Annotated in this window: 13 protein-coding genes; 8 read left to right on the forward strand and 5 right to left on the reverse strand. The window is 70.7% G+C overall.

What is annotated here, in order from left to right:
* Nucleotides 1-7 precede the first annotated feature (7 nt).
* Nucleotides 8-1,264 (reverse strand): HNH endonuclease signature motif containing protein, encoded by a 1,257-nt coding sequence (locus ABD295_RS01745; RefSeq protein WP_344301867.1) that lies wholly within the window; start codon nt 1,262-1,264, stop codon nt 8-10.
* Between the two features lie 216 nt (nt 1,265-1,480).
* On the opposite strand from ABD295_RS01745, the gene ABD295_RS01750 reads away from it, so the two are divergent.
* The 3 genes from ABD295_RS01750 to ABD295_RS01760 are packed head-to-tail and all read left to right on the forward strand — an operon-like array spanning nt 1,481 to nt 3,717.
* Nucleotides 1,481-2,254, forward strand: a complete 774-nt coding sequence (locus tag ABD295_RS01750; RefSeq protein ID WP_344301868.1) for a class I SAM-dependent methyltransferase — start codon at nt 1,481-1,483, stop codon at nt 2,252-2,254.
* A 30-nt stretch (nt 2,255-2,284) separates the two neighbouring features.
* Nucleotides 2,285-2,881 (forward strand): dihydrofolate reductase family protein, encoded by a 597-nt coding sequence (locus ABD295_RS01755; RefSeq protein WP_344301869.1) that lies wholly within the window; start codon nt 2,285-2,287, stop codon nt 2,879-2,881.
* Nucleotides 2,878-3,717 carry an SCO6745 family protein gene (locus tag ABD295_RS01760; protein WP_344301870.1) on the forward strand — a complete coding sequence of 280 codons (840 nt, stop codon included), beginning with the start codon at nt 2,878-2,880 and terminating at the stop codon, nt 3,715-3,717. The genes ABD295_RS01755 and ABD295_RS01760 overlap by 4 nt, the downstream gene beginning before the upstream one ends.
* Nucleotides 3,718-3,719: 2 nt before the next feature.
* On the opposite strand, the gene ABD295_RS01765 is transcribed toward ABD295_RS01760, so the two are convergent.
* Nucleotides 3,720-5,306 carry an endonuclease/exonuclease/phosphatase family protein gene (locus tag ABD295_RS01765; RefSeq protein ID WP_344301871.1) on the reverse strand — a complete coding sequence of 529 codons (1,587 nt, stop codon included), beginning with the start codon at nt 5,304-5,306 and terminating at the stop codon, nt 3,720-3,722.
* 91 nt (nt 5,307-5,397) lie between these two features.
* Complete coding sequence (fgd, locus tag ABD295_RS01770) at nt 5,398-6,396, reverse strand: glucose-6-phosphate dehydrogenase (coenzyme-F420) (protein WP_344301872.1); 999 nt, start codon at nt 6,394-6,396, stop codon at nt 5,398-5,400.
* Nucleotides 6,397-6,614: 218 nt separating this feature from the next.
* Here fgd and ABD295_RS01775 point away from each other — a divergent pair, with 218 nt between their 5' ends.
* The 4 genes from ABD295_RS01775 (at nt 6,615) to ABD295_RS01790 (ending at nt 11,000) form a co-directional block, all read left to right on the forward strand.
* Nucleotides 6,615-7,298: a VC0807 family protein gene (locus ABD295_RS01775; protein ID WP_344301873.1), complete on the forward strand. Its 684-nt coding sequence runs from the start codon at nt 6,615-6,617 to the stop codon at nt 7,296-7,298.
* 26 nt (nt 7,299-7,324) lie between these two features.
* On the forward strand, nt 7,325-8,590 hold the full coding sequence (locus ABD295_RS01780; RefSeq protein ID WP_344301874.1) for a PP2C family protein-serine/threonine phosphatase: 1,266 nt from the start codon (nt 7,325-7,327) through the stop codon (nt 8,588-8,590).
* A 182-nt stretch (nt 8,591-8,772) separates the two neighbouring features.
* Nucleotides 8,773-9,897: an N-acetyltransferase DgcN family protein gene (locus ABD295_RS01785; protein ID WP_344301875.1), complete on the forward strand. Its 1,125-nt coding sequence runs from the start codon at nt 8,773-8,775 to the stop codon at nt 9,895-9,897.
* Nucleotides 9,894-11,000 carry an alanine/ornithine racemase family PLP-dependent enzyme gene (locus tag ABD295_RS01790; RefSeq protein WP_344301876.1) on the forward strand — a complete coding sequence of 369 codons (1,107 nt, stop codon included), beginning with the start codon at nt 9,894-9,896 and terminating at the stop codon, nt 10,998-11,000. The genes ABD295_RS01785 and ABD295_RS01790 overlap by 4 nt, the downstream gene beginning before the upstream one ends.
* A gap of 27 nt (nt 11,001-11,027) precedes the next feature.
* On the opposite strand, the gene ABD295_RS01795 is transcribed toward ABD295_RS01790, so the two are convergent.
* Both ABD295_RS01795 and ABD295_RS01800 read right to left on the reverse strand, forming a co-directional pair.
* On the reverse strand, nt 11,028-11,426 hold the full coding sequence (locus tag ABD295_RS01795; protein ID WP_344301877.1) for a hypothetical protein: 399 nt from the start codon (nt 11,424-11,426) through the stop codon (nt 11,028-11,030).
* Between the two features lie 234 nt (nt 11,427-11,660).
* Entirely contained in the window at nt 11,661-13,919 is a 2,259-nt protein-coding gene (locus tag ABD295_RS01800; RefSeq protein WP_344301878.1) for a SpaA isopeptide-forming pilin-related protein, read from the reverse strand.
* Nucleotides 13,920-14,260: 341 nt separating this feature from the next.
* On the opposite strand from ABD295_RS01800, the gene ABD295_RS01805 reads away from it, so the two are divergent.
* Entirely contained in the window at nt 14,261-23,737 is a 9,477-nt protein-coding gene (locus ABD295_RS01805) for a calcium-binding protein (RefSeq protein WP_344301879.1), read from the forward strand.
* The last annotated feature ends 45 nt before the right edge of the window (nt 23,738-23,782 follow it).

Here is a 23,782-nt window from a genome sequence, read left to right on the forward strand (position 1 = left end):
CGCCCTCTCACGTGCGTCTGTGCAGGGTGATGGCTCCGTCGGGGTGGTAGGTGGTTTCGTATCGGGGGTCGTGGATCTTGTGGTGGTGCCAGGCGCAGGCGAAGTAGTGGTCCTTCAGGTTGGTCTTGCCGCCTTGTGACCAGGGTTCTGGGTGGTGGCTGTCGCACCAGGCGGCGGGGACGGTGCAGCCGTCGATCTGGCACTCGGTCGTGGTGAGGAGGCGGGCTTTGCGTTGGGCGGGCGTGTGGAGTCTGGCGGTGCGGCCGAGGTCGAGGACTTCGGACTGGGTGCCGAGCACGGCGGGGATGAGCCCGGCATTGCAGGCGAGGCGGCGGGCGTGGCCGGCGGTGATGGTCTCCGCGGTGGACAGCTGGGCGGTGCCGAGCCCGGTGGTGAGCTCTCGGTGGGTGATGGTGACGAACACCGACACGGGCTTGCCGCCGTGCTGGCCGAGGTCTTGGGGGTCGAGGTTGGCGATGAGGTCGCGGAACGCTTCGCCGCGGACTTGGTCGGCGGTGAGCCGTTGCCCGGTGGCTGGGTCGGTCCACCCGCCGGCTTGGTCGCGGCGTCGGGGTGAGGACTTGGCGTCGATGACGGTCTTGAGGATCGCGCCCTCGACGGGGGGCAGGACCCCGGAGTACTCCAGGGAACCGTCGGGTCTGGTCTTGTAGGTCAACCGCGTCCGGGTCTCCGCGCGCCTTTCGGCGGCCTCGAGGGCTTTGCGTTCGGCGTCGTCGGCGACCTGGGGGGCGACGTAGGCCAGGATCCGCTCGCCGAGCTTGACCAGCTCACGCGGCCCGAAGTCGTCAGCGAACTCGAGGAGTTGTTCCTCGGCGAGACGGCGGACCTCGGGGCCGATCTGGGGTGGGAGCTGGTCGAGCGCCCTCACGATCACTCGGGCCTGGTCCAGGTGCACCCGCCCCGAGGTCACACCGCCGCCGATGCGTGTCCACCGTCCGTCCAACGCTTCGGCGAGGGTCTGCTGGGCGTGGGCGGCGCGTTTGTCGCACCTGGTCTGACGGGCGACCCAGTCCGCGACCCTCTTGTCGGCGTGCTCGGCGGCCACGTCGTCGGAGGCTGCGAGCACCTTGAGGCGGAGTCCTTCGATCGGGGAGGTCAGGGTGGTGAGCTCGCGAAGGGCTTCGGCCTTCTCCTCGGTGCGCATGTAGGTGAGGTCGATGTCGACCACGTCGTGAAGAGCGGCTCGGATGACGTCGGTGCAGTCGAGCACCGGGTGCCGGCGGAAGGGTGTGGGATCGATCATCGTGGGCACCACGCTAGGGGTGACCACCGACAACCGAGGACCCCAAGAAGCCCTTGTCCACAGGGTTTTCGAGGGAGTGTTGTGTGATGCTCACCTCACAGTGAGCGCGCACCGCCGAAGAGTGGTCACCGTCCTCGTGACGATCGCTGCGCGACCTGTTCGACCACCGAGGGTCGTCCAGCCCGTCCTCGACCCGCGCCTGGCAGGCTGCTGCTCATGTCCTCACGCGCGCTCAGCTTCGGATCCGTGGCGCAGGCGTACGAGCGGTTTCGGCCCGGGTACCCCGACGAGCTGGTCGGCCTCGTGTCGTCGTACGCCGGCCGGCCGATCACGTCCGCGCTCGAGATCGGTGCCGGGACCGGCAAGGCGACGAGGCTCTTCGCGGCGCACGGGGTGGCCGTGACCGCGACCGAGCCAGACGCGGCCATGCTGGCCGAGCTGCGCCGGCACGTCCCCGAGACGGTGCGGACCGTGCAGTCGTCGTTCGAGCAGCTCGACGAGCTCGACGCGGAGACGTACGACCTCGTGTTCGCGGCGGCCTCCGTGCACTGGACCGAGCCCGAGGGCCGGTGGTCCCGCGTGGCCGCGATGCTGCACGCCGACGGGGTCTTCGCGTCCTTCGGAGGGCCGGTCCGGCTGGCCGATCGCGCCGTCGAGGAGGCGGTGCGGTCGGCGCGAGCGCCGTACCTCGAGAGCGACGACATCGCGTCGCCTGACGGGACCCCGCCCGAGAGCACCCTCCAGTGGCCGGGGACCGAGCTCGAGCGGTCCGGTCTCCTCACCGACGTGCAGCAGCGCGTCGTCGAGCGCCGGCTGACGATGAGCGCGGCGGCGTACGTCGGCTACCTCTCGACAGTGTCGGCTTACCTGGAGCTCCCCCCACCCACGCGCTCGGAGGTGCTCGGCGCCATCCAGGAGGTGCTACCGCCCGAGGTGAAGGTCGACGCCGACGTGGTCGTCCACCTGGCCAGGCGATCGGCAGGACGATGAGTTCGCGGCGCTGCCAGGGTCGGCCCTGACATGGCAACAGTGATCATGCACGCCGTGGCGTCGCTCGACGGTTACATCGCCGACCGCAACGACGAGGTCGGGCCGTTGTTCGAGTGGTACTTCAACGGCGACCGCAAGCTCGTCGACGAGGAGAGCGAGGACCGCCACGCGCCCTTCCGCGTCAGCGAGAAGTCCGTCGACTACGTCCGCTCCTTCTGGGGCACCATCGGGGCCACCATCCAGGGGCGGCACCTCTTCGACATCACCAACGGCTGGGAGGCCAAGCCTCCGGCGGGGGACCACCTGCTCGTGGTGTCACACCGGCCCAAGCCCGACGGCTGGCACCCCGAGGCCGACGTCCCCTTCCACGACGACGTCGCCGAGGCGGTCGCGGACGCCGAGGAGCGAGCGGGCGACCGGGTGGTCGCGGTATGCGCCGGCAACGCGGGCGCCCAGGCTCTCGCCCTCGGACTGGTCGACTACGTCGCGATCGACGTGGTGCCGGTGATCTTCGGCGCCGGCAAGCCCTACTTCGGCGGCATCGACGCGCAGCACCTCCTCGAGGACCCCGACGTCGTCATCCAGGGGGACCGCGTCCTGCACCTGCGCTACCCGGTGCGCCGATGAGCGAGCCCATGGCCGGGAGCGTCGCGCGCCGGATGTTCCAGCTCCTCGAGCCGGTCCACCTGGTCACCTTCTACGCCGAGGAACCGTCGGCGGCGCTCGTCGAGCTCGGCCTGCGCGACAACTACTGGGACGGCTACTTCGCGGGCCGCGCCGGCCCGCTCGGACTGGTGCCGTCCGAGGTGGTGCACGCGCTGTTCTACAACTTCGCCGACGGCGAGGTGGCCCGGCACATCCCGCGGGTCTGGACGGTGACCACCCCCGAGGCCGCGGTGGTCGCTCGCCAGCGGGGGAGCGCTGCGGCCCTGCGACGGATCCTCGGTGACCTCGCCGACTCGCCCGAGCTCGCGAACGCGGCCGACCTCTTGACCACCGCGGCGCTCGGCGCGCCGACCGAGGGTCGCGCGATGTACGCCGCACACCGGGCGTTGCCGATCCCCGACGAGCCCGTCGCCCGGCTCTGGCACGCGGGCACCCTGCTGCGCGAGCACCGCGGCGACGGGCACATCGCGGCCCTCGTGACCGAGGGCGTCGGCGGCGCCGAGGCGCACATGCTGCACGGGTTGTCCGAGGGCACGCCCGCTCGGAAGTTCGGCCGGGTGCACCACCTGCCGGCCGCCCGGCTCGACGAGGTGGTGCGCGGTCTGCAGGCGCGCGGCCTCCTCGACGCCGCCGAGGCGCTCACCGACGAGGGTCGCGCGACCAAGGCACGGATCGAGGCTCACACCGACCGTCTCGCCGCGGCGCCGTACGACGCCCTCGGTGCGGCCGACCTCGAACGGCTCGAGGCCGACCTCGCACCGATCGCCGGCCGGCTCGACGCCGTCGGCTCGAGGTAGCGCTACTCCACCGTCACGTCGACGTAGCCGGCCGAGCTGTACTGGTCGGCGAGCAGGTAGTGGATCCGGTAGTCACCGGGCGGCAGCGGCCACGGCTTGCCCTGCGACTCGTCGCCCATCGTCATCTCGCCGAAGACCGTCGGCGGCAGTGCGCCTGCCTCGTGTCCACCGGTGTAGCCCCAGATGAGGTAGTCGTCCTTCTCCGGGTCGGCAGCGTCCGCCTCGTAGACACCCACCCAGTCCCAACGGTTCGCGGGGCCGTCGTCCCAGGTCACCTCGATCGGCTCGCCGACGGCGTACGTCGTCTTGTCGGTCGCGAGCGCGATGTCGTCCTCCTCGGAGCGGATCCAGAACGAGTTGCGCTCCAGCTCCTCTCCGTCGGCGTCGGTCAGCACGACGTCGTAGCCGGCGGGCCGGAGCGTGGTGGTGTCCACCTGGGTAGTGCCGGACTCGCCTGAGACGTCCACGGACACGACCGCCTCGTCGGCGGCGCCACCCTCCGGGACCACGTAGATCGTCCCCTCGTCGTTGCCAGGCGCGTTGTAGAGAGCGCCCAGATCCTCACCCTCGGTGATCAGCCGGCGGTCGAGCGAGAGCGTCTGCCGCAGGGCCACCGGCGTCACGTCGAAGCTCGAGAGGACGGCCCGGTGGTCGGACGTCCAGGGGTCGTACTCACGGTCCACGTTGGGCCCGCCGACCTCGCCGACCATCTCGCTGGTCAGCGTGGTGGCCGGCCCGCCGGCGTACAGGTAGTCGATGCGGTCGCCGAAGCCTCCCTCGTGGAAGTCGGGGTTGCCGTGCGTGAGGCCGGGGTTCTCGACCGGGTCGGGGTGGATCTCGCGGAAGCTGTCGCGCAGGCCGGTGGCGAGCAGCGCCTCGCTGACCGTCCAGGGGATGACGTCGTCGACGCCCTCGCGCATGCCGAGAGTCGCCTCCGTGTAGTCGAGGCTGGAGGGCTGGTTGAGGTCGCCGGTGAGGAACACCGGGTAGCCCTCGTCGATCAGGTTCTGCACGTCGGGTGTGAGCACCTCGATGGAGCTGGTGCGCACCACGTCCTCGGACGCGAGCACGTCCTCGACCGCCATGCCGTTGAGGTAGAGGCGCGGGCCGTAGCGGACGTAGTCGAGGTGGGTGTTGAACATCGCGACGACGTAGCCCGGCTGCACCTCGATGAGGGAGTAGAGCCCGTCGGCGCCGGAGGGCTCGTGGATGGGGTACTTCGACAGGATCTGCAGCCCGAGGTTGTAGTAGGGGTAGCCCGTCTTCTCCGCGATCTCGGGCAGCCGGTCGTAGGACTCCAGGACGCCGACGATGTCGGCGCCGACGTCCTTGATCACCGCGTCGGTGGTCTTGTCGCCGCTGTACTCGATGTTGTAGGTGAGGACGCTGAGCTCCATCTCCTCGCCCGATGCGAGCGGAGTGGGTGACTCCTCGGTGTCGCTCTCTTCGCTGCTGCCCGCGGAGGGTGCGGCGTTCGCTGGGGGACCTGGGTCCTCGCTGGTGCAGGCCGTCAGGGCCGAGAGCACGGTGAGCATCACCGCCGCCGCGCCCAGCGTCGTACGAACGTGACGGGTCGCGTTGCGTGCCATCCCGGTCCCTCCCAGGCCATGCGGGTGAGGGCACAGTAGCGACTCTTGACTGAACGTTCAATCGGCGGGAAGGAGCATCTTCCCCGGGCCGTTAGAGCGACCGCATCCTCGGGACCACGTCGCGGGCGAAGTCGTCGAGGAAGCCGGCCTGGTCGTGGCCGGGGGCGTGGAAGACCAGGTGGGTGAAGCCGGCGTCGACGTACGGCCGGACCTCCGCGACCACCTGCTCGGGGTCCGTGGCGACGATCCACCGCTTGGCCACCTGGTCGATCGGCAGGGCGTCGGCCGCGGCGGCCATCTCGACCGGGTCGTCCAGGCCGTGCTTCTGCTCCGTGGTCAGGGAGAGCGGCGCCCAGAAGCGCGTGTTCTCGAGCGCCTCTTCCTCCGTGCGTGCGTAGGAGAGCTTGATCTCGATCATCTTGTCGAGCCCGGCGAGGTCGCGGCCGGCCGCCTCGGCACCCTCGGCGACAGCGGGCAGCAGCTTGTCGGTGTAGAGGTCCATGCCCTTGCCCGACGTGCAGATGAACCCGTCGCCCGCACGGCCGGCGTACTTGGCGACGACCGGGCCGCCAGCCGCGACGTACACCGGCACGCCGCCGTCCGGGGCGTCGTACACCGTGGCCTCGTCGGTGGCGTAGAAGTCGCCCTCGAAGGTCACTCGCTCGCCGGCCCACAGAGCCCGCATCAGCCGGACCGCCTCCCGCAGCCGTGCGAAGCGCTCCTTGAACTCCGGCCACTCCAGCCCGGCCGAGACGGCGACCTCGTTGAGGGCCTCGCCGGTCCCGACGCCGAGCACGATGCGCTCCGGGTAGAGCTCGCCGAGGGTGCCGAAGGCCTGGGCGAGGACGGCGGGGTTGTAGCGGTACGTCGGGGTCAGCACGCTGGTGCCGAGAGTGACCCTGTGGGTGCGCTCGCCCACTGCGGCGAGCCAGGAGAGGGAGAACGGTGCGTGGCCGCCCACGTGCCGCCACGGCTGGAAGTGGTCGGAGACCCAGACCGAGTCGAGGCCGACCTCTTCGGCGTGCACCGCCAGCTCGACCAGCTCGCGCGGCCCGAACTGCTCGGCCGAAGCCTTGTATCCGATCCGCACGTGGGTTTCCCTTCCGATGAGCAAGCCTCGGGCGCGGTCGAGCGTATCGGGGCGCCGGACACCGACCCGTCGTAGCTGACCCATTCGAGGAAGGTTGGAAGTAAGGCTCCCTGGGTACTGTCGAAGTACTGCGGTGACGCCGCGGCGGCCCCTTAGCCGCTTCGGCCCGGAGTTACGCGCTTCAGACGAGCCGGTCGCGGTCGGCGGGACAGGGTTCCATGCCGACGCTTCACGCCGCGGCCCCCGTTGTGCACGACCATCGGACGCGTCCCCAGCTGGGCGCAGTGATCCGGAGGGTGGCCCTCAGCCTCTTGGTGGCGTGCGTGGCACCCGCCGTGCTCTTCTACGTCGGCTTCCGGCTGACCAGCGTGTGGGTGGCGATGTTCGTCGCGCTCGGCTGGTCCTACGGCGCGATCGCCTGGCGGGCCGTGACCGGGCGCCGGACCTCCGGGCTGCTGATCCTGACCGCGAGCGTCATGACCGGTCGCACGCTGATCGCGGTGCTGACCGACAGCACCTATCTGTACTTCCTCCAGCCCATCATCAGCGACGGCCTGATCGCGGCGATGTTCCTGCTGTCCCTGGCCTCTGCCAGTCCGATGGTCGCCCGGCTCGCCGGGGACTTCTACCCGATGGACCGCGAGCTCTCCCTGAGGCCGGCCCTGCGACGGCTCTTCGGCGGTCTCACGTTGATGTGGGGTGCGCTAGGGCTCGGCAAGGCCGTCTTCATGCTGTGGCTGCTGCGTTCGCAGTCCCTGGACACGTTCGTGCTCGTCAAGAGCATCTCCTTGCCGACGCTCAACATCCTCGCGGTGGCCGCGACGATCGGCGCGGCGGTCGTGGTGGCCCGCAGGGAGAACCTCCTCGGACCCTCGTCCCTCGGGGTCGTCGCCGTCACCTGAGGTCCGTGACCTAGCCTTCAGGGACCATGTCGTCCACGGACCCCGCATCCTCGCCGACCGAGGAGGAACGCTCCCTCGACGTGCTGCTGCACGAGGCGCACCTGGCAGCCGACCACGACCTGCCCGGGCTGTTCGCTCGGCACGCGATTGCGCTCGGGGTGAGCGATCCGGTCACCTACGTCGTCGACCTCCAGCAGCGGATCCTGGTGCCGTTCCAGGACAACGAGCAGCCGGCCCGAGACGTCCACAGCGTGCTCACGATCGACGCGACCCTGGCCGGCCGCGCCTACCAGCACATCGAGGTGCTCACCCAGGCCGTGGACGGGGCGTCCGACGACCTCCGGGTCTGGCTCCCGCTGCTCGACGGCACCGAGCGTCTGGGCCTGCTGGCGGTCACCGTGCCGACCGATGCCTGGCACGACGGCGGTGGCCTGCAGTCGCGCCTTCTCAGGTTCGCCGCGATCGCCGCCGAGATGATTATGACGAAGACGCTGTACGGCGACACGCTGGTGCGGCTGCGGCGCACCAGCGAGATGAGCCTGTCGGCGGAGCTCCAGTGGTCGCTGCTGCCGCCGCTCACGTTCGCCAGCCCCGAGCTCACCATCGCCGGCGGCCTCGAGCCGGCGTACGACGTGGCCGGCGACACCATCGACTACGCCGTCGGCCGCAACCACGCCCACCTCGCCATCTTCGACGGCATGGGCCACGGCCTCCCATCCGCGCAGCTGACCGCCCTGACCGTCGCCGCGTATCGCAACGCCCGGCGTGGCGGCAAGGACCTCGCCGACATCGTGGACTTCATCGACCGGACCGTCGTGGACAGCTTCGCCGGAACCTTCATCACGGGTCAGATCGTCGAGCTGGACGTGGCGACGGGGCTGCTGCGCTGGATCAACGTGGGTCACCCCGACCCCCTGCTGATCCGCAACGGACGGCTCGTCCGCGAGCTGCACGCGAAGCCGCGCCCGCCGTTCGGGCTGGGCGCCCTCAACCAGGCCGTCGCTGAGGTCGGGCAGGAGCACCTGCAGCCCGGTGACCTCGTCGTCCTCTACTCCGACGGGGTGACCGAGGCCAGGTCTCCGAACGGTGACTTCTTCGGGACGGCGCGTCTCGTGGACCTCCTCGTCCGCAACTTCGCCGCCGGGCTGCCGGCACCCGAGACCACGCGACGGGTCATCCGCTCGCTCCTCGACCACCAGGAGGACCAGCTCGCCGACGACGCGAGCCTGCTGGTGCTGCAGTACCGGCCGGCCAACCAGCACGCGATGCTGACGACGCCTGCCTCCCTCTGATCTGGGCCGTCCGATCCCAGCTGGGGCCGGTCGACGAGTACGCCTCATGCGCGCCTCCCTGTTAGTGTCCGACGTGCCCCACCTGTTCGGGTGTGGCCCCTTAGGGAAGACGCCTTGTCGCTCGCGGACCATCGATCCGCGCCTGGTCCGTCGCCTCCTCTGAGCTCATCCGAGGAGACTGAATGTCGTCGTTCCTGCCCGCCGTTGCGCCCGTCGCACCCACCACGCCCACCGCTGTCATCTACTGCGAGGGCCAGTTCGGGGAGCAGGACGGCAAGACCGCCAACGGGCTCGTCCGGCACTCGGAGAAGTACGACGTCCTCAGCGTCATCGACAGCACCCGCGCCGGCGTGGACGCCGGTGAGTTCCTCGACGGGCGCCCGTGCGGCATCCCGGTCGTCAGCGACCTGGCCGGCGCGATGGCGCACGCCGGCCGCGTCCCGGACTTCCTGATCTGCGGGGTGGCGCCCGCCGACGGCCTGCTCTCCGCCGACCAGCGCGCGGTGCTCCTCGACGGCATCGCGCGAGGCATGCACATCGTCAACGGCCTGCACGAGTTCCTGAACGACGACGCCGAGTTCGTGGCGTCGGCGCTCCGCATGGGCGTCACCATCACCGACGTGCGACGTCCCAAGCCGACCAAGGACCTCAAGCTGTTCTCGGGACGTATCTGGGACGTCCCCTGCGTGCGCATCGCCGTGCTCGGCACGGACGGCGCCATCGGCAAGCGCACGACGGCGACGTTGCTCGTCCAGGCGCTCAACGTGCGTGGCCTCAAGGCCGTCCTGGTCGGTACCGGGCAGACGACGATCATGCAGGGCGGGAAGTACGGCGTCGCGCTCGACGCCCTGGTCCCGCAGTTCTGCTCGGGCGCGGTCGAGGAGCAGGTCGTGGCGGCCTACGAGGGCGAGCATCCGGACGTGATCGTGGTCGAGGGTCAAGGCGCGCTGAGCCACCCGGCGTACCTCACCTCCGCCCACATCCTGCGCGGTAGCCAGCCTGCCGGCGTCATCGTCCAGCACGCTCCTGCGCGGAAGGTGCTCGGCGACTTCCCGATGGTCGCGATGCCGACCATCGCCAGCGAGGTGCACCTGATCGAGGCGTTCGCGAAGACCAGGGTCATCGGCGTCACGGTCAACCACGAGGGACTGGACGAGGCCGGGATCTCTCGCGCGATCGACGAGATCGAGCTGGAGCTCGGGGTGCCGGCGACGGACCCGCTGACGCGACCGCTGGACCAGCTCGCCGACATGGTGCTCGACGCGTTCCCCACACTCGCCGGCGACCGCCTCCTCTCGACGAGATGAGTGCCCCGCGCCTCGAGGTCGACCTCGAGGCGATCGAGGCGAACACCCGCGTCCTGGCCGCCCGGCTCGGTTCTCGCGGCATCGGGATCACCGGAGTCACCAAGGCCGTGCTGGGTTCCCCAGCGGTGGCCAGTGCGATGCTGCGCGGCGGGGCCGTCGGGCTCGCTGACTCCCGGGTCGAGAACCTCGCCCGCTTGGCAGCCGGCGACGTCGAGAGCGTCCGGACGTTGATCCGCAGTCCGATGCTCAGCCAGGTCGACGCCGTCGTCAGGGTCGCCGGCGTGAGCCTTCACAGCGAGCCGACCGTGCTCGAGGCGCTCTCGGCGGCTGCCGGCCTGGCCGGCACGACCCACTCCGTCGTGTTGATGCTCGAGCTCGGAGACCTGCGCGAAGGCGTGCTCGGCGAGGCCATGACCGGCCTGGCGCGCACGGCGGCCTCGCTCCCGCACCTCCGGCTGGTCGGGGTCGGCACCAACCTTGCCTGCCAGTCAGGAGTCGCTCCCGACCAGGACAACATGGGCGAGCTCTCCTCCGTCGTGGCGGAGGTCGAGGCCGCGACGGACGCCCGGCTCTCGGTGATCTCGGGCGGGAACTCCGCCAGCCTCGGCTGGGCCTTGCGGACCACCGACGTCGGACGGGTCAACGAGCTCCGCCTGGGCGAGGCACTCCTGCTGGGCCGGGACCCGCTCACCCGGATGCCGCTGGCCGGGCTGCGGCAGGACGCCTTCATCCTGGTGGGCGAGCTGATCGAGGTGCAGTCCAAACCTGCGCAACCCTGGGGCCGGCTGGCTCAGTCGGCCTTCGGCGCACCTCCGGCACGGCTGGGGACCGGCAGTGTCCGGCAGGGCATCGTGGCGTTGGGGCGCCAGGACGTCGAGTCCTCCGGCCTGGTCCCACCTGATGGTGTCCGAGTCCTCGGGATGAGCAGCGACCACCTCGTCCTCGACCTCGGCGACAGCGGCGCACGGGTCGGCGACGAGCTCCGGTTCGGTGTCGACTACGGCGGCCTGTTGCGCGCCGCGACCTCGCCCTTCGTCGAGACGGTCGACGGCTCCTGCCAGGACGTCATACGAACGGAGCCGTCTAGCGCACGGATCGCATGACGTCCTGGCGAGGTTCTTCCGAGCTGATCAGCCCAAGCAGTCCCAGGCGGGGGCGCCGATGGACAGGGGCTTGGACCAGCGGCCGTCGACGTACTGGATCGAGATGTCGACGTAGAAGGCTGCGTCGTCCTCGATGACCCACGAGGCCGTGGTCTCGTTCGTCGTCTTGCTCTGGACGGCCGTGCTCTTGCTGGTGATCGCTGCGCTGCCGGAGGTGACCTGATAGGTCGAGACCATGGCTGGTTCGGACGCCACCCAGCCGACGGTGAACACGCACTGGTCGTGCGTCGCGTTGGGCTGGACGGAGACGTTCGCGCGCAAGGGTTCTGCAGGTTTGCGAGCCGCGTCGGCGGTGCCGCCGACGGTGACCAGCAGACCGGTGGAGAGAGTCGCCAGAGCGCAGGCGACAAGGGATGAACGACGCATGGTGGGGGGTTCCTTTCGGGGGGACGTCGCTGAAATCCCCGAGCCCTACGAAAGTAGCGGGTCCAGCGGCGGGCCGCGCGGGATTGCGGCATCCGTCCTCACTCCGGACGCAGGCGACGACCCCGTCCTGATGCTCGGGGGTGGACGGGGCCGTCGCTCGGGTTCTGCTGGGTTCAGCTCTGCTGTGACCTCGGAGCCTCGCCCGACCCCCTCGGGCGAGACTCCGCAGCCTGACTAGGGCTTCGGGATGGTCACCTTGTAGTTGTGGTCACCCCTCGACTTGTTGTCGTAGTTGGCGTCGAGACCGCAGAGGAACGCCTGCTGGTCGGCAGTGAGGCTGCCAGCCGCCTGGGTGTCCTTCACGCCGCCTGCCGTACCCGGGTCCTCGTCCACCTGGGACACCACGAGCTGCTCGGTCGAGGTGTTGCAGGTGTAGATGATCACCTTGAACAGCGCCGGGTCGACGAACGTGCCGGCGTTGCCGTTGTTCGAGGTCGGGACGTTGGTGGTGTCGAGGTTCACCGTGACGGTGTCGGGGTCGAGGGCGTAGCCCGGAGGCGCCGTCTTCTCCTTGATCGTGTACCGACCCAGGGTCAGGTCCACGAGCTTGAACTCGCCGGGCGTGCTGTCCGTGTCGGGCGCCGAGTCGTCCGTGACGTCGAAGCACGCATCGGGAACGAGGTCCACCATCTCGCCGGTGCCGGTGTTGCCGGTCGTGCTCCAGCTGTGGGTCTTGCAGACCGTGAACACGGCGCCACCGAGCAGGTTGCCGAGGTCGTCGTGCTTGAGCCAGACGATCTCCCCGTCGACGTACGTCTTGACTGCGTCGCCGGTGTTGCCTGCAAGGCCGTTGGTCTGACGCGTGATGGTGATGTTCCCCTCGCTGGTCGTGAGGTTCATGTCCACGCTGGCGTGTCCGGTGACCGTGCCGGCGACGTCGGACTTGAAGACCATGACGCACTTGCCGTTGGCGTCGAGGTTGTCCCCGGCGTCGTCACAGGTGCTCGCCGTCGCGTCGAGCTGCTTCACCGCACCGCCGGCGTCGGTCAGGGTGACCGTCGCGTGGCCGTCCGTCGCCGCCGAGAAGGCGGACGCACTGCCGATCTTCTGCAGCGCCTCCACGGTGAAGGTGTGCGACTCCCCGATGCCGTTCACGGCGGTCGGGGTGATCGAGACCTTCCCGTCCACGTAGACCTTCGTGGCATCCGGGTTCTGACCCGCACCGCTGCCGGTGGACAGGTTGAACGTCTGACCCTGGACAGTGGCGGTGACGGTCGCATGGCCGGTGATCACACCCGCGACTGCCGAGGTGAACGTCACCGTGCACTGACCGCTGGCGTTCGTGCCGGTGGTCGCGCAGGTGTTCGCGGTCGGCGTGATCGTGGCGCCGCCCGAGTCGGTGAGCGTGACCGACGGGTTGACGCCGCTGATCCCGCTCGACGTTCCGGCGAAGACACGTGAGACCGTCACCGTGAACGTGTGCGGGTCGTTGACGTCGTTCACGTCGTCAGGGCCGATCGAGATCGACGCGCTGCAGAGCGGGAAGCCGCCGCCCGTGAAGTCCTTGAGCACCGCGTCGATGCTCGGCGACGACCGGGTCTCGGCGATGAAGCTCGAGACACACGGTTGGGTGCCGCCTCGCAGGGCGCTCAGGTTGACGCCGCCCTCGAAGAAGCCACCGATCGGCACGGCGCCCTGCTGGTCCCCGCCGCCCTTGGCGTCGTAGGGCCAGGGCACGGTGATCGCCTCGGCGTTGACGTTGGCGCACGCGTTCTCGGACGGCGCGGCGGTGTCGCAGTCTGCGTTGGCGCTCGCCAGCTTCAGGAGCATGGTGCCGGCGTTGTCCTTGCAGCCGACGTTGGCGTTGGTGACGGAGGACGGGCACGTGGGCCCGTTGACCGTGGGGTTCCACTCCCAGACCTGGATGGTCGAGACCGCACCGCCGTTGGTGAACTCGCTGAGGACCAACGTGTCGCCTGCAACGTGCGCTCCGCTGAAGAGCCCGGCGGCGACCGGGCCGACCTGCTGCTCGAGGAACCAGAAGCCAACGTTGGCCGAACCGTTCTGGGCATACCTGTCGGCACCGAAGTAGACGATCAGGTCCTGCTCAGTCCCGGGGTCGGCGCCGTCCGGGGCGAGGTACGCCGCGGCGTACGCGTTGGTGATCTCGTCCTTGTCCGGCACGGATCCGGTGGTGTGCCGCCAGCTCGGGATGTCCGCGAAGTCCTTGGACCCACCAGTCGTGAAGATGGTCGTGCCCGCGGGGTCGGCGTCGATGCCGGTGAACGCGACCGAGCTGCCGGCCGGTCCCGTGGTGTCGTTGAACAGGGTGTTCCAGTCTTCGCCCGCAGCGGCGTTGTCGACCGAGTTGGCGTCGAGCTCGAAGATGCTCGCCGGCAGCGCCGTCGCCGGAAGTGCCGGGAGCAGGAGGGCCGTGGCCAGGACGAGTGCCCCGCCGACGGCGATCCGTGCTCGCGTGAGATGTTTCCTCATGCTTACTCCCCCCAGAAGGGTCGGCGCGCCCTGCGCCGACCTGAGGGCGAGGCGGCGCCCGAGCACTGGCGTCCCGCCCCTCTCGTCCGCGCCGGGAGGCCCGGCGCGGAACGACTCGATGCTCGTCCGGGATGGATGTCGGGCGCATACCCCAAATGGGGTATGTGGAGAGAGATCGCCAGCCCGACCGGTTTTGCCCAGGGACGCAACCCGGCCATGAACCACATCTAGTCCACTCGGAAGTTCTTGCGTGACTTGCCCGCAACCCTCTACTTGAGTGGCACGCTGTCGCTGCTCCCTGTCCGGTTATCGGGATGGGGCGTGAACCGACGGGGGAAGCAATGCGGCGTGCACGTCCGACCAGGTCGTCCATCTCCAGCAAGGAGGTGCCGGGCCGGCGGCGACGCTCGGCGGCGATCCTGACGACCCTTGCAGTGCTCGCGGGCCTGGGCGCCGGAGCCCTGGTGCCCGCGTCGGCCGCCGGACCCACGGACGAGAGCTCAGAGCTGCGCATCGGCGTGCTCGCGCTCGCCGACGCGATCGCCGCACTTGGCCAGACACCCGAGCTCGCGGCGCCGCTGCCCTACACGCGTACGTCGCTCGCGAACGTGCTGCAGCTCGACCAGGTCGTCGTCGCCGATCTCGTCGACGCGCTGACCAACCAGGGGCTGGCCGCGGCGATGGAGACGGTGCCCGGCGTCGTGGACGCTGCGCTGACGGACGGTGTGCTGAGCTTCGGCTACGCGCAGCAGGTGACGCTGCCTGACCTGCCGCTCGCCCAGGACGACGGCACGTTCCGCTTCACCGAGCAGTCCACGGCCGGGAGCCTCGACGTGACGCTGGCGACCCCTGCCGGCGGTGAGCGATTCGAGGTGAGGGTCGACGAGAACCAGCCCGACCCGTTGCTGAAGTTCGCCCTGATCACCGAGCCGGAGCTCGAGCTCTCCGTCGACATCGTCACCGACGAGCTCGACTCGTTCGGGGCCCGCGAGGGCTTCACCAACGTGCGCGTGACCGGCGGGCACTACCGACTGCACCGCACCAGCGCCATCACGCTGCGCGACCCCGACGGACGTGGACTGCTGACGCTGGAGGACCTGCGGTACTCCACGTTGCCGGACCTGTTCGCCGTCGTGCGCGGGGACGACGACATCGATGTCGAGCTGGACCTCGCGCTGCCCGACAGCGTCGACGTCGTGGGCGGCGGCGCCGGTGCGGGCACAGGCACCCTCACGCTCACAGAGTCCGACACTCCTGCCGAGGAGGTGTGGCCGGCCGCCGTCGATGCCACCCGGGCCTACGGGAGCGCGCTCGACCAGCTCACCGGACTGACGGCCGTCGACGGTCTCGTCGCCCTCTCCAAGTACACCGGCGTCAGCATCGCCCTCCAGGAAGCGGGCGACGTGCAGTTCCCGCAGCTGGGCGGCGGGACCGGCGACCTGTTCGCCCCGGCCGACCGGCTGCTCGACCTGCTGGCCACGTCCGCCGTGGCGCAGATCCGCTGCGGCGTGGCGCCCGGCAACCCACCGACGGGTACGCCGGCGCCTGGCGACACCGTCTACTGCGACGCAGTGACCCCGGCCAACCTCGGTCCCGTCACGTCAGCGACGTGGAGCCTCGGTGGCTCCGGATCCGTCGAGACGGACGCCGCTGGCCAGACCGACGCCGTCGGGGCCGACCCCGACGCCCACGTCCGCATCGACGGCAGCGACGGCGAGCCCGACCTGATCGTGACCCTGGTAGCCGGTGGCAAGACGTACACCGCGCGCACCCTGCCCCGCACCGTGCAGCAGGTCGTGTCCCGCATCCGCTCGATCGGTGACGGAGGCGCGTCTACGGCGGCCGCGACCCTCGACGTCGCGGCGGAGCGTCTCGACGTCGCGGTGGACATCCAGGACGACTCGGCCACCGAGTCGCTCCCGCTCGGCAACCCGGGCACGCTCGGCACGCTCGTCGGTCTCACGGGGCTCGAGGACAACGACGCCGCGACCGTCCCGGCGACCTCCACCGACGGCCGGTACGACGTCGGCTTCGGTGTCTCGACCGACACTGTTCCTGTCGGCGACGAGCGCGCCACCGTGCTGCTGCCGCGCGACGGCAGCCTGCTCACCATCCAGGGGGTCGCGGCCTCCACGCCGGAGGGTCTCGTCGCCCTGCCCGCGCGCATCGGCTTCCTCGGCGTCCTCGCCGACGTCACCGACGTGAGCCTCGGTCAATCCGTCACAGCGCCAGCGGTCTCACTGGACCTCGACGACTACGACGCTTCGCCGGTCTCCTTCGACGACATCCTCGGCGCGGACGGCACGCTCGCTTCCGGTGTCGTCGACCTGACCAGCACGATCACGGCGTCGGTCGGGTTCACGGCGACGGAGCAGCAGCTGCCCGGCGGCGGGTACGCGACCGGCCCCGGCGGCCCGGGGACCGGGTCCGCCACAGTTCGCTGGGGCGCTTCCGACCTCCCAGAGGTCACCTTCGGCACCGGCTACCAGACCTTGCGCGTCTTCGACCCCGTCCCCGCCAGCTTCCTCGAGGGCACTGCCCGCGTGACGCAGGGCGGGACCGACCTGGTCACCGTCGACATCGACGGTGGCGGCCTGTTCGCCGAGCTCGGCGTCGCCGACGCCGGCAGCGGCGCGACGGAGGTCGCCCGTCGTTTGATGGGTCCGGGCATCGGCTGCCAGAACGTCACGATCGTCGACGCGGACACGCTCACCTGTGAGGGTCTCGCGCCCGAGGGTGAGGCTGCCTTCGGCGATGGCGACCGGGTGCGTCTGATCGTGCTCGGCGACCCGTTCGCCCTGCGCGACGGCATTCTCGAAGGATTCTCGAGCGCCTTGAACTCCTTCGAGCGACTCGACAGCGACAACGTCGACGACAGCCTCACCGACGACCAGTACGCCTCGACGCTGCCTCTCGTCGACCTGACCCCCGCACAGCTCGCGAGCGAGCGTGCTTCCCTGCGCGAGGCGCTCGTCGCCCTCGCCGACGCCGCTACCCAGGACGAGGGCGGCACCGGCGGCCCGAGGCTGCCGGGTGTGTCGAGCGCGCAGGAGCTGGCCGCCGCCGCCCCGCAGGTGCTCGAGGGCTACGACGGCATCGAGTTCGCCCTCGCCCAGGGCGCGCTGAGCGTCAGCCTCACCGGTCGGTCGGTGGCCGACCCGCTGACCGCGCCGCTCCGCTTCCAGGTGGCCGGCACCGGACAGGTGATCGGCAAGGACCCAGTCACCGTCGAGTCGACCTCGACGACCACGCTCGCCGTCGACGTCCTCACCTCGACCGCGCGGCCTGCCGTCTCCTCCGACACCCGCACCGCTTCGCATGCCGAGCTCGACCTGACCACGGCCCTCGACGGCAACGTCCTGCAGGCCGGCGTCGGCGACCTCACCCTCGCGGCCGCGGGCTCCACGGCCGTGCTCGACATCGACGTCGAGACGGCGTACGACGAGTCGGCCGCCGCGTTGACGACCACCCGGAGCACGACTCGCGAAGACGGGTTCGCGGCCGTCGCCGACCTCGGACTGACCACGCTGGACTCGAGCGGCGACCCCGAGCGGCTGGCCTACTCGGCGCTGCCCACCGACTCCTCCGGTGGCGGTGGCGCGGCACAGCCGGCACCCGAGTCCATGGAGGTCAGGTACATCGCGGAGGGCCTCGACGGTCTGGCGACCGCCCTCGGCAACGCACTCGACGGCGGCGCGGTCCGCAACGCGGATGCTGACGGCTCGCCCGTGGCCGCGCCGCTCATCGGCACCGACCTCGACGCGAGCGCCGACGTCGCCGGCACCCTCACCGGCCTCACCAGCGCGCTCCGTGACCAGCTCGAGGGTCTCACCGCGGTCACCCCGGACACGCTGGTCGCCGAGCTCCAGACGGCCGTCGACGCGGCCGTGGCCGGCGCCGACGGTGTCACGGCCGACGGATCCGCCGTCGCGACCGTGGACTGCAAGGGCACCTGCAAGGACGACGACGGCCCGACCGAGTGGGACGAGGTCACTGTGCGCTTCGACCTCGTCGGCGACGAGGTCGAGGACACCGCGACCTTCGACCTCGGCCTGGCCGGAGTCAACGTGAACTCCGACAAGGACATCGAGACCACCACGAGCTGGACGCTGCCCGTCGAGCTGCGGCTCAAGCGGGGCGTCGGTCCGCAGGTCTTCATCGGCGCGGACGACGCGCTCACCCTCGACACGGTCGCCACGCTGCCCGAGGGCGGCATCAAGGCCGTCGTCGGTTACCTGCCTGCGCTGCTCACGTCGCACGAGGACGACGCGGCCGGGGAGGTTCACGTCGGCGTCTCCGTCGACGCCACCGGCGCCGGGCAGGCCTACGACCTGTTCGACCTCTACGACGGCAAGCTGACCGCCAGGCCGTCGTTCCTCGATGACGGCGACTACGCCGACGAGACCGGCATCGACCTCGACTTCGCCACGAGCGCCTCCGGCGTCGGCACCTTTGGCCTGGCCGGCCACATCGCCGTCCCGTGGAGCCCCGGCGGCTTCGAGGAGGTGACCTACGAGGACGTCACCATCGACATGGGTGACGTGGTCACCGCGATCTCCACCCCGTTCAAGACCGTGGACCCCTACCTCGGCCCGGTGCGCGACGTGATGGACGTGCTGCGCACTCCGTTCCCCGTGGTCTCCGAGCTGTCGGAGCTCGGCGGCGGCGAGGAGATCTCCATGCTGAGCCTGCTCGGCACCCTGGGCGGCGGTGACGCCCGCGTCGACCTGGCGCTGCGGATCATCGGTTATGTCTCGACGACCGCCGACCTGATCGCGGCCATCGCCGCCTGGCACCCCGAGGACGGCTCCGACACCGCGATCGAGGGTCTTGCGGCCACCGGTGCGTTGGTCACGCTCGACCCCGCCGAGGCGGAGATCGCCTCGTCCTGCTCGGAGACGGTGAAGAAGACGACGCCGTCGGCGACGGCGGGCGGCGCATCCCGCGTCACCCGCTCCACGGCTCCCTGTGAGCCGGCCGACGACACCGCGGCCGCGACCCCGGGCACCATGGACCAGACGACCAACGAGCGTCGCGCGGGGACCCGCAGGACCAAGGAGAGCGTCACCAACAAGACCAAGAGCCTCACCGGCTCGGTCCCTGGCTTCTCGGTGCCCTTCTTGAGCGACCCGGAGCAGCTCGTCGACCTGGTCACGGGGGAGGGCGAGGCGACGTACTTCCGCATCGACTTCGGCAGCCTCGTCGCCAGCGCGACGTACACCCAGACCTTCGGCCCGATCATGGCCGGACCGGTTCCTATCCGCCCGTTCGTGGGTGGCTCGATCTCGGTCGAGGGGCGGCTCGCCGTCGGCTTCGACTCCTATCCGCAGACCCTGGCCGTGCGTGGGCTCTCGCACCCCGGCGCTGTCGACGAGCTCGAGGCGGCGTACGCCGCGTTCGACGGCGGCGACCTGATCCGCGAGGGCTTCTACATCGACGACCTCGACGCCGAGGGCGAGGACGTCCCGGAGGTCAAGCTCGTCACCACCCTCGAAGCCGGCGCCGGGGTGTCCATCGGCATCATCACCGCCGGCTTGAAGGGCGGGGTCACGCTGACGATCAACCTCGACCTCGCCGACCCGTCGCGCGACGGCAAGCTCAGGGCGGCCGAGATCCGCGACGTCTTCTCCGGGGATGCCAGCTGCATCTTCGACGCCTCGGCGACCATCGAGGCCTTCATCGCTGTCTTCATCGAGATCGAGCTCCTCTTCACCTCGCAGAGCTGGGAGTTCGACCTGCTGCGGCTCGGTCCCTACACGCTCTTCGAGTACGGCTGCGAGCCGAAGGTGCCGACGCTCGTCGTGTGGGAGAACAGCAAGCTCGTGCTCACCTCCGGTGACCACGCCGGGCAGCGCGTGTCGGACCTCGTCGACGCCTCTGACGACTACGAGGTGCGGCAGTTCGACGACGACGACATGACCGTCTTCGAGGTGTCGGGGCTCAACTACACCCAGCGGGTCGAGGTCGACCACACGGCGACAGCCGACGGCTATGCCGTGCGCATCTTCGATCCGTCCGTCGCCATCGCGACGGACGTCAAGGAGACCCACTACGTCGCCACGCTCGGCAGCGTGGCCTTCATGGCCGACGGCGGTGCCGCTGTCGACGTCCTGAAGTTCCTCCAGGGCGAGACCTTCGACGACGACGACCAGCTGGTCACCACGCCGTTCACCGCGCCGGTGACGGCCACAGGCGGCGTCGGCAACGACGCCATCTCCACCGGCGACGGAGCCGACCTGGTCTTCGGTGGTGTCGGCGACGACGCGCTCGACACCGGGCTCGGCAACGACCGCGTCTTCGGTGAGGGCGGCAACGACACCATCAACTCGGACGCCGGCACCGACGACGTCAACGGCGGACCCGACCACGACCGGCTCCAGGGTGGTCCGGGTGCCGACCGTGTCTTCGGCGGGGACGGCAACGACTCCGTCGTCGGCGGCACCGGCCGCGACATCAGGGCCGTGCTGGTGGCCGAGACCACTGCGCTCGCCCAGGAGCAAGCCGGGCTCCAGGCTCGCCTGGGCTTCGACAGCGGCGACGTGCTCGTCGGTGGACGAGGGGTCGACAACGTCGACGGTGGCGACGGTTCTGACGTCGTCGTGGGCGGTACTGCCGACTCGCTCACGGGCGGCGCCGTCGCGGATCGCATGACCACGACCACCCGCGTCGTCAACACGCTCGTCCGAGGCTCCACCAACCCGGTCGGAGTCTCGGTCGTGGTGCCCACGGCCAAGGTGCCAGGCCCCGGGGAGCTCGACACGCTCTGTGTCTCCGGGACATTGGAGTCCTCTGCAGCAGGCATGGACTTCGTGACCGGCGGCCCCGAGGCCGACGTGCTCGTCGGCAGTGACGCTCCCGACGTCCTCGACGGCGGGGCGGGCCGCGACGAGCTGTGCGGCCTCAACGGCGACGACCAGCTGTCCGGCGATGGTGCGGCCCAGGCCAGCAGCAACCCGGTCAACGACGTCGACCTGCTGCGCGGAGGTCTGGGCAACGACCAGATCTCGGGCGACCACGGCGCCGACGTGGCGTACGGCGACGACGTGACGCTGGTGCGCAACGGCACCCGTGTCGTCGACGGCAGTCTCGGCTCCGGCGCCCTAGGCGCGGGCGCCGACTACCTCGACGGCGGCGACGGGGCCGACGTGCTCAGCGGCGGCCGCGGGGCCGACCAGGTGGTCGGCGGAGCAGGCGACGACGTCACCTCAGGTGAGGGCGTGGACACGGCGGCGACCGGGACCGAAGCGTCCTCGGTGGCCAGCCGGCTGCTCGACTGCGCCGCCACGACGCGCGTGATCGGCGGGTTCCTCGACCTCAACGGCGACCTGATCGGTGGACCAACGTCCCTGACGGGCGTCGTGCCCGATCACGGACGTGCGGCGGGTTTCGCCGTCGACGACGGCTCGATCCTCACGCCGGGGAGCAGCACGGCATACACCGGCCTGCTCGGCAACGACGTCGTCGTCATCGACGGCGAGGTCGACCTCGACCGGGACGGTGAGGTGACCGACACCGACACCGGCACGATCGACCTGCCGTCCATGCGGTTCGACACCTCGACCGCCTCCGACGGCGACTGCATCCTCGCGGATGACGGCAGCGACCTGCTGCGCGGCGGTCTCGGCTCCGACTACCTCGGCTCCGGCGAGGGCACCGACCTGGCCGACGGCGGCGACGGCGACGACGTCGTCCTCGGCGACGCCGGCACCGACGTGCTCCTCGGCGGTCCCAACTCCGACGTGCTCGTCGGCGGCGACGACGACGACCACCTCGTCGGCGAGGCCGGCGAGGACCGGCTCCGCGGCAACGACGGCAACGACTCGCTGATCGGCGGCACGGAGGTCAACAGCGCCGCCGACGGCCAGGACGTGCTGCTGGCGGGTCGCGGCGACGACGTGCTCGTCGCCGAGAACGGCTCCGTCGTGAGCGGCGCCGTTGCCGCCGCGGTCGCCGTGGCACCCTGGCGCACCTCCACGCTCGTCCCGGCATCGACCGGCTCGGGCAACACCGCGCTGCGCTTCAACGGCAGTGCGGTCGCGTGTGGCACGGCAGCGGCGACGCGATGGGTCACCTTGCGACCGGGTGCGCCGGGGCAGGTGCGCACCCCGACGGCGTCTCCGGGCACCCCGGTGGCCTACGACGAGCTGTACGGCGGCTACGAGTGCGACTTCGTCTTCGGCTCCGCCGGCGACGACATCGTGCGCGGCGGCCAGGACGACGACGTCGTGGAGGGTGGCCCCGGGGCCGACCTCGCCAACGGCGACGCCGGGTCGGACGTCGTGATCGGTGGCAGCACGACCTCGCGGTCCGTGGCGGCCAAGGTCGACGTCGCGCGCACCGGCAGTGGCGCCCCTGACGGCGGCGACACGATCGCGGGCGATGGCGGACCCGACGGCGAGGTCGCGGCCGACCTGATCGCCGGCGACAACGCCACTCCGCTGCGGCGCACCGACGGCACCTACGACCTCACTCTCTGGGACGTGGCCGCGTCGGCGTCTGCCACGACGGCGGGCAACGACACGATCTACGGTGCAGAGCTGGCCCTGACGACCGGTGCCGACCGTGACCGGATCTTCGCCCAGGGCGGCGACGACGCGGCGTACGGCGGAAGCGACATCGACTACGTCGAGGGCAACGCAGGCGCCGACCGTTTGTACGGCGGCACCGGCGACGACGACCTCATCGGTGGCTCGTCGACGGCGTCCGGCCTGCTCGTCGCGACCGTGCGGTTGACCCAGGTGGTTCCCGACCTCGACACGAGCGCGGCGGGGCTTCCGGACGGTGCCGACCTCATCGAGGGCGGCACCGGCAACGACGTCGTGCTGGGCGACAACGGCCGGATCACCCGACCGACCGGCGTGACGAGCACGGCCCCGGCGCCGGCGTACCGCGACGTCGCCATGGCGGACGTGGCGGCCGGCACCACCTCGGGCTCCGACCGGATCGTCGGCGACGCCGGTGACGACGTCCTCTACGGTCAGCTCGACGACGCGACTGCCACGCTCGGGACGGGCGACCTCCTCGAGGGCGGCGCCGACCAGGACGCTCTGCTCGGCGACCTCGGCGTCGTGACCGTCAAGGCTGCGTCGGATCTCTCGGGAACGCTCACGCGGACGGACAACAGCGGGATGATCAGCGAGATCCTCTACCCCGCCACCAGCTGGGTCCCCGTCACCGTGCTGCTGTCGCCGCACGCGGTGCTCGGTGGCCAGGACGTGCTCCTCGGCGACTCAGGCAACGACGTGGTGCGCGGCGGCGGCGGGCGCGACCTCGCCAACGGCGGCGCCGACGACGACGTCGTGTTCGGCGGCGACGGGGACGACGTGGCGTGGGGAGGCACGGGCCACGACCGCCTCTTCGGCGGTTACGGCGCGGACGACCTCGACCTCAAGGCGCGTGCCGGCGACCTGGCGATCTACGCCACCGTGGCGGGCATCGAGGACCGGGACAGCAAGCTCTCCACGACCAACGGCGCCGACCTGATCTACGGCGGTTGGGGTCCCGACGAGCTCCAGGCCGACCAGGGTGCCGCCGGACCCACGCCGGGCAGCGACCAGCTGCTCGACTGGGTCGGCAACCACAACGTCTACTACGTCTGCCAGGGGGCCTACGGCGCCGGACGCACGATCCGCGAGAGCAGCCCCGACGTGATGCTGCTGCTGAGCGACGTCGCGACAGCGGCGGGGGCCACGGCCCTGACGACCAAGGCCTCTGGAGGCTGGTTCGACCTCGGCATGGTGAACAACGCGGACAAGGGCTCCAACACCAAGCCGACACCGGGCGCGCCGGGCAACTTCACCTGCGAGCCCGCCGACTGATCCAGCGGCACCGAAGAACACCCGGGCTCAGCCACAGGCATCTCG

Source organism: Nocardioides bigeumensis, assembly GCF_039531755.1.
GTDB classification, from domain to species: Bacteria; Actinomycetota; Actinomycetes; order Propionibacteriales; family Nocardioidaceae; genus Nocardioides; species Nocardioides bigeumensis.